13 protein-coding genes are annotated in these 13,761 nt (G+C 49.2%); 1 reads left to right on the top strand and 12 read right to left on the bottom strand.

Going from position 1 to position 13,761, the window contains the following annotated elements:
• A partial coding sequence (locus tag I2H39_RS28965) for a hypothetical protein (protein ID WP_207747014.1) occupies nt 1-343 on the top strand: 343 nt, incomplete at its 5' end.
• Between the two features lie 87 nt (nt 344-430).
• Here the strand turns inward: I2H39_RS28965 and I2H39_RS28035 are convergent.
• The 12 genes from I2H39_RS28035 to I2H39_RS27980 form a co-directional block, all read right to left on the bottom strand.
• On the bottom strand, nt 431-919 hold the full coding sequence (locus I2H39_RS28035; RefSeq protein ID WP_138310116.1) for a DUF6672 family protein: 489 nt from the start codon (nt 917-919) through the stop codon (nt 431-433).
• Nucleotides 916-2,043 carry an ABC transporter permease gene (locus I2H39_RS28030; RefSeq protein ID WP_138310115.1) on the bottom strand — a complete coding sequence of 376 codons (1,128 nt, stop codon included), beginning with the start codon at nt 2,041-2,043 and terminating at the stop codon, nt 916-918. The genes I2H39_RS28035 and I2H39_RS28030 overlap by 4 nt, the downstream gene beginning before the upstream one ends.
• The gene (locus I2H39_RS28025; protein ID WP_138310114.1) at nt 2,040-3,119 is read right to left on the bottom strand and encodes an ABC transporter permease; all 1,080 of its coding nucleotides are present in this window, start codon (nt 3,117-3,119) and stop codon (nt 2,040-2,042) included. The genes I2H39_RS28030 and I2H39_RS28025 overlap by 4 nt, the downstream gene beginning before the upstream one ends.
• Nucleotides 3,120-3,132: 13 nt before the next feature.
• Entirely contained in the window at nt 3,133-4,722 is a 1,590-nt protein-coding gene (locus I2H39_RS28020) for a sugar ABC transporter ATP-binding protein (RefSeq protein ID WP_138310113.1), read from the bottom strand.
• Between the two features lie 79 nt (nt 4,723-4,801).
• Complete coding sequence (locus tag I2H39_RS28015) at nt 4,802-6,100, bottom strand: DUF3798 domain-containing protein (RefSeq protein ID WP_138310112.1); 1,299 nt, start codon at nt 6,098-6,100, stop codon at nt 4,802-4,804.
• A gap of 169 nt (nt 6,101-6,269) precedes the next feature.
• A complete protein-coding gene (locus I2H39_RS28010) occupies nt 6,270-7,793 on the bottom strand; it encodes a HAMP domain-containing sensor histidine kinase (protein WP_138310111.1) in 1,524 nt (507 codons plus the stop codon).
• On the bottom strand, nt 7,790-8,470 hold the full coding sequence (locus tag I2H39_RS28005; RefSeq protein ID WP_138310110.1) for a response regulator transcription factor: 681 nt from the start codon (nt 8,468-8,470) through the stop codon (nt 7,790-7,792). The genes I2H39_RS28010 and I2H39_RS28005 overlap by 4 nt, the downstream gene beginning before the upstream one ends.
• 229 nt (nt 8,471-8,699) lie before the next feature.
• Nucleotides 8,700-9,023, bottom strand: coding sequence for a DUF1292 domain-containing protein (locus I2H39_RS28000; RefSeq protein ID WP_195628047.1), 324 nt, complete (start codon nt 9,021-9,023; stop codon nt 8,700-8,702).
• Between the two features lie 93 nt (nt 9,024-9,116).
• Nucleotides 9,117-9,659: a cob(I)yrinic acid a,c-diamide adenosyltransferase gene (locus I2H39_RS27995; RefSeq protein ID WP_195628046.1), complete on the bottom strand. Its 543-nt coding sequence runs from the start codon at nt 9,657-9,659 to the stop codon at nt 9,117-9,119.
• Entirely contained in the window at nt 9,656-11,482 is a 1,827-nt protein-coding gene (locus I2H39_RS27990) for an ATP-dependent helicase (RefSeq protein ID WP_195628045.1), read from the bottom strand. Before I2H39_RS27990 ends, I2H39_RS27995 begins: the two co-directional genes overlap by 4 nt.
• A gap of 11 nt (nt 11,483-11,493) precedes the next feature.
• The gene (gene gltX, locus I2H39_RS27985) at nt 11,494-12,945 is read right to left on the bottom strand and encodes a glutamate--tRNA ligase (protein WP_195628044.1); all 1,452 of its coding nucleotides are present in this window, start codon (nt 12,943-12,945) and stop codon (nt 11,494-11,496) included.
• A 110-nt stretch (nt 12,946-13,055) separates the two neighbouring features.
• Nucleotides 13,056-13,760: a hypothetical protein gene (locus I2H39_RS27980; protein ID WP_227147590.1), complete on the bottom strand. Its 705-nt coding sequence runs from the start codon at nt 13,758-13,760 to the stop codon at nt 13,056-13,058.
• Between the last annotated feature and the right edge of the window lies 1 nt (nt 13,761).

Raw genomic sequence — 13,761 nt, 5'->3', positions numbered from 1 at the left:
GTTATCTTTAACCTTCATTACTTGGTTTTGTTCTGAATTTTCTCAAATCCAAAGGTCTAAACCAGACCTTTTGTTTTTAGAATTTTCAGGGTTTTACATACTGTCTAATCTTCAATTATCAAGGTTCTTTGTTGTCGGCTTGTTCAGCAGCAACTTTTATATCTTATCACAGTTGCAAGTGTTTGTCAACAACTTTTTTTATTTTCTTTTTTCTTACTCTCTTGCGCCTTTGGTACTCACCGCAGCGCAAGAGATATCTTACCAGATGCTTCGACAAATGTCAACAGGTTTTTACATTTTTTTCACTTTGCTTCCCTTGTTGTTTCTATTGGTTCAATTTTGAGCCGTAAAGTATCCGTCAGAGCCATATAATCCAACGGAGCGGCGGCAAAGCCGCCGCCCCATGTCCTACAGCACCTGGAACCCTGTTTTAGATATCGGATGGTATCCCGTCAGCAGGAATTCCGTCAACCGGAATTTCATCCGACGGAGCTTCGCTCTCATCTTCAACCACTTCCGGCGCAACCTGGAACTCGGACATATACACTTCCTCAGGAAGCCCGGCCAGATATGCCGGCAGATTAATGGCAATGCCGTCCATATGATGGGGCAGAGTCACTGTCACATCAACGGTTTCCTCACTGCCGCCTTTTTCCTGGGTAATCTCCAGTGTCATTTTGAAGTTCTGTCCAATACAGGTTGCCATGCCTCTCTCCTTATCACGGAGTTTTGCAACCTGTTCACCGTCCACATACACAACCACCTTATATGGTGTGGTATAGGTCTGGCCGTTATATTCAATGGACTTATTATCCATATACACGGTATGGCCGCGGCCAATAACCATCATAATACCTGCGATGATGAGCAGGAGTAGGATTGCTCCTATTCTGAATAGAATGGTACGATTTACTTTCAATTCTCCCCCTCCTCACTCTGTGCAAGCTGAAGCATCTGACCAGCCTTGCCCTTGGCTCTTCGTTTTTTTGTCTCATACATGATAAGAGCAACTGTGATTACACCATAGGAGATGAATACACGGAAGTACTCACCAATCATGGAATCACCTGTAATCGTCGCGCCTGCCTTTGGCGCTACTATGAACATCAGATGGAACAGGATGACTCCAAGGAATACATTACCGATGGAGGCCCTGTCAACGGATGCCCCGCCCACCAGCAGGGCTGCGATACAGAACATACCAATCTGCGTATGTGAACTATAAGTAGAGATATTGCCCATGTTCTGCAGATAGATGACCATGCCCAGTCCGGCGAAAACAGTTGACATGATGATAGCGATGATACGGGTCCGTTCCACCTTTATACCGGCATCACCGGCCACATCCATATCCTGGCCCACTGCACGCATGTCCTGGCCCAGCTTTGTCTTGCGGAACCATACGATGAACAGACACAGCAGGGCAATGATGATAAAAGTCAATACCGGAATCTTGACGCCTCCAATGTGGATAGCCAGCAGATTGTCCAGATACTGTCTCATGTGCAGGAGGCTGACCGTGTTACGGACGCCATAGCCCCTGGGCAGCTTGATGGATGAATGGATGATTGGGATGATGGAACCCATCATATACAGCACCACAAGCTGATACAGACCATTCATGAAAAAGCTGATAATATAACTGGTAACCATCTCCCTGCCTTTGGCCATGTTGAGCATCTTTCCGCAGAAAAGGCCCAGCAGGATGGAAATCGGTATGGAGATAATCATGGCCAGAATGATGCCGGGAATACCCCATATCTGCCAGTCAGCCACAAAGATAAGACCGATTTCCCCTGCCATGGCGCCCAGTGTCATACCAAAGTTAAGACCCATGCCCGCCATGATGGGAATCAGGAGGCTCAGAATCAGGAACGCATTTCTGCCCATTCTTGTGACAATCTCGTTGAGCAGATACCCTGGCGAAAAGCCGGATATCGGAATGCAGACGGCGCAGATAATGATAAACATCAGCGGCACAGAGTTGTTCCGAATTAATTCGAGAATGCTATTACTGCCGTTATTTTTCTGTTTTTTACTCATTTTGTTCCCTCCGTCTTCCTGGTCAAAGCATAGAGAATCATACCGTTGGAAACAACGATACGGATAACCTCGCTCATATCCATATGAATCATGGAATTCATTACTGTTGGGGTCATGGTAACAATACCCTGGAACAGGAATGTGCCTATGATTACGTTGGTAATGGATGCCTTGTTGACTGAAGCGCCGCCAATCAGGATTGCAGACACTGCAGGAAGCGCCATATAGAACGGCGCCATGTAAAGCTGGATAAAGCCGAAGCCCTGTTCATACATCAGGATGCCCACCGCGGCAAGCCAGGTAGACATGATGACGGAGAGCATTCTTGTCCTGTCGATGTTGATACCGGATGCCCTGGCAAAGTTGGGATTGGAACCCACCGCTGTCATGGCAGTACCGGTCTTTGTGTGGAGGAACGCCCACATAAGGAAGGCAAGAAAGGCAAAAAACAGTAGGCTGCCCGTAGGTATGGATATATGACCGATATTAATCTGAAGGAAATTAGCCAATGCCTTATCGTAAAAACCCTCCAGGGAGATGGTTGTACGAAGACCCTTGCCTGACAGTCCCCAAACCATGGTCGGACTGCTGTAGGGCAGCAAAAGCCACATCATGCACATGAAGGAAACAGATGAAAATCCCACATAAGTGGCAATCATCATCTCGCCGCCTTTGATTTTGTTGAGCAGCCAGCCATAACCGCCGCCAAACAGCAGCGCAAAAGGCGTGGCTATAAGAATGGCCATGAAAAAACTCATAGGGCCGGTAAAGCCAAACTGGATGGACAGTGTTGCACCCAGAAGGCCGGAAATAATGCCTAACGGAAGTCCAAAGTTCAGTCCGCAGCCTGAATGCACCATTGGCACCATTGCCAATACCAGGACCGCATTCCAGCTGAAACGGTTAATCGTGTTGGTTATCTGTGTAGGAAGGTCTGCTCCGACGATAGGCGCCAAAATAAAGAGCGCCAGAAGGAATCCGGCAATAATCAGCCTTGGCAGGCCGAAGTCATCAATCATTTCCCTGATTTTCGTCTTCTTCCCAGGATCTATTGTACTATCTTCTATTTTTCCCATGCTGTCTCCCCCCTTATTTAACCTGGCTGACCATGAGCATACCGAATGCTTCTGATGATTCGGTCGCCGGCAGGATTCCAGCAATCTTACCGCCTGAAACAATGGCAATACGGTCACACGTGGTCCTCAGTTCCTCCAGCTCGGAGGAAATCATGACAACCGTAACCCCATGCTCTTTGTTGAACTTCTTAAGGGCATCCAATACCAATGATTTCGCACCCACATCTATGCCTCTCGTTGGTTCAGATACAAACAGGAATTTAGGTTCAAGCGCAAAGGCCTTTGCCAGACACACTTTCTGCTGGTTGCCACCGGAGAGCTCCTTTGCCTTTTGCTTGGAGCTGGTGCATTTTATCATAAGCTCATCTATGTATTTCTGGGTCACTTCGTGGATTGCTTTTTCATCTCTCCATGTTATCAGCCCCCCAAGATATTTCTTAAGGAACTTGTCATGAATCTGCATGGCTGAAAACGCAATGTTCCACTCAAGGGTTTCATCAAGAAGGAGTCCTACATCCCTTCTGTCCTCAGAAACAAAGGCCAGGGAGGCGTCCAGACATCTCCTGGGGTTATTAAGCGGAATGGGCTTGCCGTCAAATTCCACTTTACCGCCTGCTTCGCAAAGGCCCATGATACCGTTTGGAATCCCCAGCTTACCCTGTCCGGCCAGTCCGCCTATACCAAGAATCTCTCCTTCCTTGATATCAAGATTCACATTGCGCACAGTCTCACCTGACATATCCACCCAGAGATTGCGGATTGACATGATATTTTTTGCGTCCGGGTTAATCCTGACATCCGCCCTGGCTGTGGTCTGTATGTTTCTGCCCACCATCCACTTTGTAATGTCAGCGACATCCGTCTCTTTTGCGGGCACGTCCTTTACAACGTAGCCGTCGCGCATGATGACGACCTTATTGCAGACGGTCAGAATCTCATGCAGCCTGTGAGTGATGAAAATCACGGCAATGCCTTTGGCAGCCATGCCGCGGATTGAATCCAGCAGTGCCTCTGCCTCCTTTTCAGTCAAGACAGCAGTTGGCTCATCCAGTATCAACAGTTTCAGATTATCCTTACTGAGTTCCCTCGCAATCTCCGTAAACTGCTTATGACCCACGGGCATATCGCTGATAACCATTTTGGCGTCAATCTTAACGCCCATCTTATCAATAGCCTGCTCAGAACGTTTGGTCATCTCCTTATAATCAAGGGTATCTAACCTGTCACCAAAAATTTCCGAGATAATATTCTTTTTCTTTGGTTCACGGTTAAGCAGTATATTATCTGTTGCCGTGAATCCGGGTATTAATGAAAATTCCTGATGCACCATACCGATACCGGCCTCCAGCGCATCAAAGGGTGTTGAGAAGCTGACCTTCTCGCCATTAATCAGGACGTCTCCGCCATATCCGCCGGTTTCTCTAATCACATCCATACCAAAAAGAAGTTTCATCAATGTACTTTTACCGGCACCATTTTCACCGACAAGACCCAGTACCTCGCCGGCATTCAGTTTAAAGTTAATATCAGTCAAGACCTGATTACCAAAAAAATCCTTCTTGATATTGCGCATCTCCAATAAGGGAGTGTTGTTATTCATCATATTATGCCCACCTAACACAACAGGGGGAGAGTAAATCCCTCCCCACTGTTCTCCATACTTATTTTTATTAGTAAGTGTCTTACTTGATGGTGAAGTATTTCTCTGGAACCTCAATCTTAGTGGAGCCCATGAAATGTCCTGGGTCGCCCATGATATAGGTATCCTGATATACCAGGAACACATTGTCTAACTTAACGCCGGTTTCCACATTGGTGTAATTGGAACCATTCCACTCAGCCTTAGGAGAGAATACCTGGTATGCCTTTGCAATATCATCGATGTCATCCAGCTCGCTCTCGCCGTTAAGAACGTTCAGGGCATGCTGTGCAAGACCTGCGGATGTGGTATATCCGTAAGAATAAGCCCATGTTCCAAAGTGGTCGGCACCGCCCTTTTCAACGATAGTGGACTCAACCTTGGCAAGAATCTTATCAAAATCACCAGCCTCAGCAGTCAAATCAATACCCAGTGCTCCGGGATAACCCATAAGCGGGGAAGGAAGGTCTGCCTCGATGAAGTATCCGCCGTATTCCATCAGCTGCTTTAACAGCGGCTCGGTATGCGCATCATTTGTACAGAAGTAAGCAGCATTCTTGCCGTACTTCTCAACCCACTCCGGAACCTTCTCAAGTATGTAAGCCTGAGCGCCGGCAACACCTACGTCGGAGGTTGGGTCCGGAGCTGTCTCAAGGACAAATTCCATACCGAATTCCTTGCAGGCTTCCTTCATGACAGCCACACGGCGGCTCATGGTCTCATAAGCCATGTGACGAGGGAAGGAGATGTGTACAAATGTATCGCAGCCCAGTTCATGAGCAGTGCGGATAATCAGGTAGCCGCGGGCAACGAAATCGTTGTTGCAGACCAGGTCAGCCGCGCTTCCAATCTCAGGAAGGTCCTCATGGCCCTCGCCGGCAATACAGAGAATGTCAGGGCGTGTCTCTTTAATCTTACGGAAAGCCTCGGTTGTGCCGGGAACGGACTGGTTCATGATGATTGCCTTCATCTTAGGGTCGTCTGAGAGATTGACAATTGTCTGAATGGTAGTCTCTAACTCTTCCGTGAAGTTGTCCGGATAAATGGCCAGCTTGACCATATCCTCGCCATACATGGCCTGAAAAGCCTCGGCGCCACGTCTGTCATCCTCGGACTGGGATACAGAACCGGTTACGATACCGATATGGAAATCGCTGGCGTCCTCGCCTTCTGCTGCCGGCGCTTCGGTTTTCTCCTCTTCGGGAGCCTTGGCGTCAGAAGCCGGTGCCTCAGATGCCTGCGATGCAGGTGCCTGAGTTGTGGTGTTTGTGCTTGTGCTTCCGCAGCCGGCAAGCCCGGTAACCATGGCAGCTGCAAGCAAAACGCTAATAACTTTTTTCATACTAACCTCCAAAATATTTTTTTACAAGGGGACAACAGTTACTTTTTAATTGTAGCATATGCTCATATTTTGTCAATAGTTATAAAATCCAATTTTGGCGGCGGTACAAATTTATGCACATTTCCATATTATCAAAAACAACTGTAAAATACTGTATTTTCAACCATTTTTACAGGCCGCTGTCCACGGTAAACCAGAACTCCACCCCCCCGTCAACATTTTCAACCCCGCAGGATTTGTTGTGGGAATCCATGATGGCCCTGACAATGGAAAGTCCGATGCCGCTGCCTCCGTATTCCCTGGTCCTTGCCTTATCCACCTTATAAAATTTAGTCCAGAGGTTATCCAGGTCCTCCTCCGGTATATGCTGTCCTGTGTTAAACACCGTGACGCGTACTTCGTCCCCTTCCCTGTATATGCGGATTGCAATCCGGCGTTCCCCCTCCAGATGATTCATGGCATTGTTCAGGTAGTTGGTGATGACCTCCTCTATCTTGAACTCATCCGCCCACACCCATACAGGCTCCTCCTGTTCAAACACCACCCGGGCCTCCTTTTGCTGGAGCAGGATACTGGCGGATGATAAAATGCCGCGAATCAGGGCGGCGATATCAAACCGTTCCATCACAGGCATGTCATTGCCGAATTCCAGGGCTGTCAGGGTCAGGAGCTGCTTCACCATCTTATTCATCTTTCCGGCCTCGTCCATAATGACCTCACAGTAGTAATTCCGGCTGTCCTCATCCTCTGCCATTCCCTCGGTCAGCCCCTCCGCATATCCTTGTATCAGGGCAATGGGTGTCTTGAGCTCATGGGACACATTAGCGATAAACTCCTTGCGGGTCTCATCAATTTTTATCTTTTCCTCAATGTCCTTTTGCAGCTCGTTGTTGGCTGTCTTAAGCTCTCCGATGGTATCCTTAAGCTTTTCCGACAATGTGTTCATGCTGTGGCCCAGCACTCCAATCTCATCCTCAAAATCCCCGGTGTAGCGCGCCTCAAAGTCCAGTTCCGACATTCTGGCCGACAGCGCTGCCAGGGAGCGGATGGGCGACACCACCTTCTTGGTTGCATAGTACATAAGGGCGCTTCCCAGCACCAGTGCAGCCAGTCCCACGTAAGCCAGGAATTCATTGGAAATACTCACGCTGTCATGGATGCTGGCCAGAGGCATGGACATGATGAACATGGTCCTGTTATCGTCAAAGAAGCCCCAGCTCTGGAGATAATAGCCCTGGGAGCGCCTGTCATATATTTTCTGCACCTGATGGTCGTCCTGGGATATCAGCGTCTCTGTTCTGGGGTCAATGATTCCTAATATATAGCGGTGGAGGGCATCAGCCAGAAATTTGCCGTCCTTTGCCAGAGGAATCAGCTCCCCGGTGATGCTGTCCTGAATCACGATAGTTGTATTGTATTTATCATTCATTATCCGTAAAAGACGGCTGGCTTCTGTCTGCTCCCCGTCGTTTGAGAACAGGCTCTGTAATTCTTCCGTGATATTCTCTCCCTGGTCCTCCTTGTCCATGGCTATGGCATTCAGGTTTTCATAGGCATTTTCCAAAAGCTGCAGCTTCTGCCTGGTATAAAAGCCCTCCAGAAAAAAGCTGTTTACTGCCCACATGCTGACCAGCACCGCCGCCATCAGACCGATGAATATCATGGTAAATTTTACCCTGATGGAATGCTTCATCCTTCGCTCACCTCAAATTTGTAGCCCATACCCCATATGGTTTTAATATATTCTCCCTTTTCCCCCATTTTGCTGCGCAGCTTCTTCACATGGGTGTCTATGGTGCGGGCATCACCGAAATAATCATAATTCCACACATTGTTCAGAATCTTCTCCCTGGAAAGGGCGATTCCCTGATTTTCCACAAAATAGGTGAGAAGCTCAAATTCCTTAAAGCTCAGGTCAATCTCCTGCCCGTCAATTGTCACCTGGTGGGCCGCCTTATCAATGCAGATGCCTCCCACGTTCATGCTGTCCGTGGAAACCACATTGGTCCTGCGCAGGATGGCCTCCACCCGGGCCACCAGAATCTTTGGGCTGAAGGGCTTGGATATATACTCGTCCACGCCCAGGGAAAAGCCCTGGAGCTCATCCCGTTCCTCACTCCTGGCCGTCAGCATGATGACCGGCACCTGTGAGTACTTGCGGATGGTCCTCAGCACCTCCCAGCCATCCATCTTCGGCATCATCACATCCAGAAGCACAAGTGCAATGTCCTTCTGCGCAAAAAACACATCCACCGCTTCCTCGCCGTCTCCCGCCTCTATGACTGCAAAACCTTTATTGGTGAGGAAATCCTTTACCAGCTTGCGCATCCTGGCCTCGTCGTCCACAACTAATATCTTAAGTGTATCCATGGTACTGCCTCCTTATATATAATCTGGCTTTTTTTCAATCTTTTATAGAAATTATTTTAACAAAAATCAAGGAACATTTCCATCATTTCACACAAGTTTCACAACTGGTGGGATAACCATGCAGACAGCAGCAGAAACAGCGCAGAAACAGACAGCAACGCCAAAGACAAATGCGAAAAAGGCCCCGGGATTTTCCCGGAGCCATACCTCTGCGTCATGATTATTCGGATTATTCTTCCTCTTCCTCGTCCACCAGCTCGTCGTATTCCTGGGCATCCAGCAATTCGTCAAATGCTTCGGCCACGATTTCGTACTCGTCGTCGTCCTCAATGTTATCCAGGTTAGGAGTTTCGTCTTCGGTCTCGCTGTAACGGTACAGGTATACCTCGCCTTCCTCCGAATCAGCGCCTTCCATTGGTAAAAGGGCAATGTATTCGTGCTCTCCTGCATTAAAGATGGTCAGCACCACGCACTCCACTTCTGTATCATCATCCAGAGTAAGGGTAACTGTCATCTCCTGCTCTTCTTCATTCAGATTTTTCTCGTCTGCCATATCCTGATTCCTCTCTTGCTTCCATAAATTTAAGCTTGTTTCTGTTCTCTTACACTCTATCAGACTCAACCTGAAAATGCAAGAACATATTCTCTAATATTCAATTCCTTCCCTGGCCCCGATTCCCCTCTCATAGGGATGGCGTCTCATAACCATTTCCGTGATATAGTCCGCCTGGCCCTGAAGGGCCTCTGACGGTTCCCGTCCCGTAAGGATGACCTCCAGGGCAGACGGTCTTTCTTTAAGAGCCTTTATGAGTCCGGCCTGGTCCACAAATCCCAGATTGCAGGCCCCTATGACCTCATCCAGCACCAGCATATCATAGGGTTCTTCCCCGTCTTGCCCCAGGGCCTTGTTCCAGGCCCTCTGAAAGCATTGGTCATAATACAGGGCAGCGGCCTCCCGCTGGGCCTGGGTCATGTTCCAGGAAAAGCCGAAATTCCGGCCGCACGGCAGCACTGTAATCCCCGGGACATGGGCCAGACCATTTACCTCGCCGGAATCATCTGTCTTTAAAAACCTGGACACCAGTACCCGGTATCCCCGTCCGGCTGCCCGCACAGCCGCGCCCGCGGCTGCCGTGGTCTTCCCCTTTCCATCTCCGCAGTATATCTGGACCAAACCTCTCTTTTTCATCCCTCTGCCTCCTCTGCAAACCTTGATTTTGCCTGTTTCCTGCGGTACCGTTCCTTCACATGATAAATGTGGAGCCTTTCTTTTGCCCTTGTCATGGCCACATAGAACATCCTGCGCTCTTCCTCCACATCAGGGTCCAGGACCGCCTTATGGTGAGGCGTGATTCCCTCGTTGGCGTCCAGAATATAAACCACCCTGAATTCCAGCCCCTTGGCGCTGTGCATGGTCATGAGACTGACGCCCTGACGCTCTGCGTTCCTGTCACCCGCCTGTTTTTTAAGCTGTTCCTTATACTCCTCCATATGGATAAACCAGTCTTCATAGGTCTTAAAGCCGGCAGCGCTTTCCTGCAGCTGGTCCAGTGTCTCAAACAGTTCCTCCGGCTTCATCCTTCTGGACTGGGCGTATTCCCGGATATACGCATCGTACTCCACTGCCTTGCGGATATAGTTGACGGCAGCGGCCGGGGCCATGTTCCTTAACATCAGCAAATCATATTCCAGCTGTTCAATCCGGTCCATCATCCAGTTCTTGTCCTGGTAAAAGGATTTTACCGATTCCCAGTTTACCTGCTGGCTGTCCAGGGCGTCCCGGCTGACATAGCGCTTGGGACGGTTGATGATTTGAAGCACATTGGAACGGCTCAAATCCCCCATTGCAGCCCTGATATAGGAAATTACATTTCCGGATATCCAGTGCTCATACAGATTAGGCACTGCATCCCTCATGCAAAAGGGTATGTTATACTCCATGAGCTTGGATATCAGCAGCCGGGGCCCCATGTTGGTCCGGTAGAGCACCGCCATGTCGTTGTAGGATACGCCCATATCAGCGTAATCCCGCAGCTCCGTGACAATTCCCAGCGTCTCGTCCATTGGTTCCGGCCATTCCTTTATGATAACAGGATGGTTGTTCCCCCTGGCTGCCTTGATTTCCTTGGGGAAACGGGTCCTGTTGCGGGAAATGACCCGGCCCGCAGCCTCCACAATCTGGCGGCTGCAGCGGTAATTGGTATCCAGAAGGATTTTCCTTGCGTCGGGATAATCCCGCTCAAACCCCAGCATCAGCTCAGGCTTTGCCCCGCGGAACCGGTAAATGGACTGGTCGTCGTCCCCCACGATAAAAAGATTGTTCCCGGGCAGGGCCAGCATCTTTACAATTTCATACTGAATCCTGTTAATGTCCTGGAACTCATCAATTAATATGTACCTGTACTTGTCCTGCCATGCAGCCAGGATATCTTTTCTTTCCTTAAAGAGCTCATAACACATCACCAGCATGTCGTCAAAATCCAGAAGCCGGTTCCGTCTCAGCCGGGCTTCATAGCCCTGGTAAAGCTGTTTGAACATGTCCTCGGAGCAGTTCTTTGCATAATAGTGGTCCATGTCCATGAGCTCGCCCTTTACCATGCTGATTTCACTGAGCACAGAGGAAATAAATTCCCCCTCATCCTCCACTTCCAAATCGTATGCAGACAGCATCTCCTTCATGAACTGGATGCGTTTCTCTTCCCTTACTATGTCTGTGGCCTTGTACCGGTAAGCCAGCTTCAGAATCAGAAAAAAGACAGAATGGAAGGTTCCAAAGGAAACCCGGCTGCATCCTGCCTGTGTAATCTGCTCATAGCGTTCCTTCATCTCCCTGGCAGCTGCCCTGGTAAATGTGATTACCAGAATATGGGAGGGGTCCACGCCTGCTTTTTCCGTAAGATAACGGACCCGGTTGGTGATGACTGTCGTCTTGCCGGAACCGGGTCCTGCCAAAACCAGCATGGGACCTTCCCTGTGCCGGATTGCCATTTTTTGTGCGTCATTAAATGCCATTTACTAAATTCCTATGCCTCAAGCATCTGTATCCCTCTGCGGATTCTGGCCAGGGATTCCTCCTTGCCCAGGACTTCCATGATTTCCGTTGCTCCGGCAGGGGTCATCTGCTTGCCCGACACAGCGGTACGGACAGGCCACATCACGAAGCCGGTCTTAACCCCTGTCTCCTCCACATACTTTGACAGGACGCCGTAAAGGGCGTCGTTGGTGAAATCCTCCTGCGCTTCCAGAAGAGGCAGCACATCCTTTAAAACCTTAAGGGAAGTCTCTTGGTTTGTTTTCATCTTCTTGTGGGTGTACATGGCCGTATCATATTCAGGCAGGGATTCAAAGAAGTCCACATGGTCCGCAATGTCAGGGAACACCTCAATCCTTGTCTTGACCATGGCCGCTATCTTCTTAAGGTCCAAATCCCTGCTGACGGCAGCCCTCAGATACGGCTCAGCCATCCCGTAAAAGGTTTCAAATTCCATGGCCTTCATGTATTCGCCGTTCATCCACTTAAGCTTTGTCATATCAAACACGGCAGGCGATTTACTCATGCGGTGGTAATCAAACTCCTTTACCATTTCCTCCAGAGAGAAAATCTCCTTGTTGTCCTCCGGTGACCAGCCCAAAAGCGCCACATAGTTCACAACAGCCTCGGAGATAAAACCCTGCTCCAAAAGGTCCTCAAAGGAGGAATGTCCGCTTCTCTTGCTCAGTTTGTGGTGGTTTTCATCCGTAATCAGCGGGCAGTGCACATAGACCGGCACATCCCACCCAAAGGCAGCATAGAGTCTGTTGTACTTAGGTGATGAGGACAGGTATTCGTTGCCCCTTACCACATGGGTGATACCCATCAGATGGTCGTCCACCACATTTGCAAAATTATAGGTGGGGTATCCGTCTGACTTGATGAGGACCATATCGTCCAGTTCGGAGTTATCCACTGTAATATCCCCGTAAATTTCGTCCTGGAATGTGGTGGTTCCCGTGGTGGGGTTATTCTGGCGGATGACATAGGGCTTGCCCGCTGCCAGGTTGGCTTCCACCTCTTCCCTGGACAGCTGGAGGCAGTGCTTATCGTATGCCATGATTTCCTCGCCGTTTACAGTGGTCTTAAGGGTGGCCAGACGTTCCGGCGTACAGAAGCAGTAGTATGCCTCTCCTTTTTCCACCAGCATCTTTGCGTATTCCAGATAAATGCCGGAAGCCTGGCGCTGGCTCTGGACATAGGGGCCGCATCCTCCGTCCTTGTCAGGACCCTCGTCATGAATCAGGCCCGTATCCTTCAGGGTCTGATATATGATTTCCACTGCCCCTTCCACGTAACGCTCCTGGTCTGTATCTTCTATACGGAGAAGGAAATCACCTCCCTCATGCTTTGCTATGAGATAGGCATACAATGCCGTCCTTAAATTTCCCACATGCATCCTGCCTGTGGGGCTGGGTGCATACCTTGTCCTTACTCTGCTCATGTTAAAGTCTCCTATATTCTTCTCAATCTGATAACTCAAAAACCATTATATAACGAAGGCCGAAAAAAGACAATGCCTGTTTTCACAGGCACTGTCCCATTTCTTCACACCTATTTGAATGTGGCGTTGTTCACCTCATCAGAGAACTTGCTTAAATCCTGAGGCATCCAGGCAACCTTCTCCTTGCCGCTTACATCTACCTTGACTCTCTGACACTTGATGGTCAGCTCAGTCATCTCTGCTGCCGGCTCCATCTCGCCAATCTTGGTCATATACTGCTTTACAGCGTCCTGCATCAGCTTCTGGAGCGCATCCTGGTCACCATTCATGATGGCGGTGGCTGTCTCTTCATCAATATTGCTCTGCATGTCGGTCATCACGTCTACCATGATATTCTGCATATCATCCATGGAATAGCTCTTAACCTTCAGAAGTACGGTGGTCTCATCCTTGCTCTGGTCTGTAATCTCAACGCTGTAATCCAGCTTGTCAATCAGTCCCTGAAGGGCATTGGACATTTCCTCCACCTCTTCGTCAGAGAACTCAATGCCTGCAGCCTCAAATTCAGACTTGAACATGGAAACCAGGTCCGTCTCAGCGGAATCTTCCATCAGAGTGGACTTTACGTCGTCCTCAGAAGCAAATCCCAGTAAATCCTTCATAGGAGTTGCATTTTCCTTAACAGACAGCTCGTACAGCGCTCCCACTACCTGGTCTGCCGGTTCCAGCTTCTGCTGGCATCCTGTCAGTGCAATGCTGCACACAGCCATTACGGTTGCGGCCAATACCGCAAAGTTTCTTCTCATGTTTCTCATA

Origin of the sequence: Clostridium sp. 1001283B150225_161107_B6 (assembly GCF_015556325.1) — a bacterium.
GTDB lineage: Bacteria > Bacillota > Clostridia > Lachnospirales > Lachnospiraceae > Enterocloster.
This window is presented reverse-complemented; position numbering and strand designations above follow the sequence as displayed.

Excerpts from the sequence above, each read along its gene's own strand:
- I2H39_RS28030 (WP_138310115.1), bottom strand. The coding sequence starts at position 2,043 with ATGAGTAAAAAACAGAAAAATAACGGCAGTAATAGCATTCTCGAATTA.
- I2H39_RS28025 (WP_138310114.1), bottom strand. The coding sequence starts at position 3,119 with ATGGGAAAAATAGAAGATAGTACAATAGATCCTGGGAAGAAGACGAAA.
- I2H39_RS28020 (WP_138310113.1), bottom strand. The coding sequence starts at position 4,722 with ATGATGAATAACAACACTCCCTTATTGGAGATGCGCAATATCAAGAAG.
- I2H39_RS28015 (WP_138310112.1), bottom strand. The coding sequence starts at position 6,100 with ATGAAAAAAGTTATTAGCGTTTTGCTTGCAGCTGCCATGGTTACCGGG.
- I2H39_RS28010 (WP_138310111.1), bottom strand. The coding sequence starts at position 7,793 with ATGAAGCATTCCATCAGGGTAAAATTTACCATGATATTCATCGGTCTG.
- I2H39_RS28005 (WP_138310110.1), bottom strand. The coding sequence starts at position 8,470 with ATGGATACACTTAAGATATTAGTTGTGGACGACGAGGCCAGGATGCGC.
- I2H39_RS28000 (WP_195628047.1), bottom strand. The coding sequence starts at position 9,023 with ATGGCAGACGAGAAAAATCTGAATGAAGAAGAGCAGGAGATGACAGTT.
- I2H39_RS27995 (WP_195628046.1), bottom strand. The coding sequence starts at position 9,659 with ATGAAAAAGAGAGGTTTGGTCCAGATATACTGCGGAGATGGAAAGGGG.
- I2H39_RS27990 (WP_195628045.1), bottom strand. The coding sequence starts at position 11,482 with ATGGCATTTAATGACGCACAAAAAATGGCAATCCGGCACAGGGAAGGT.
- gltX (WP_195628044.1), bottom strand. The coding sequence starts at position 12,945 with ATGAGCAGAGTAAGGACAAGGTATGCACCCAGCCCCACAGGCAGGATG.
- I2H39_RS27980 (WP_227147590.1), bottom strand. The coding sequence starts at position 13,760 with ATGAGAAACATGAGAAGAAACTTTGCGGTATTGGCCGCAACCGTAATG.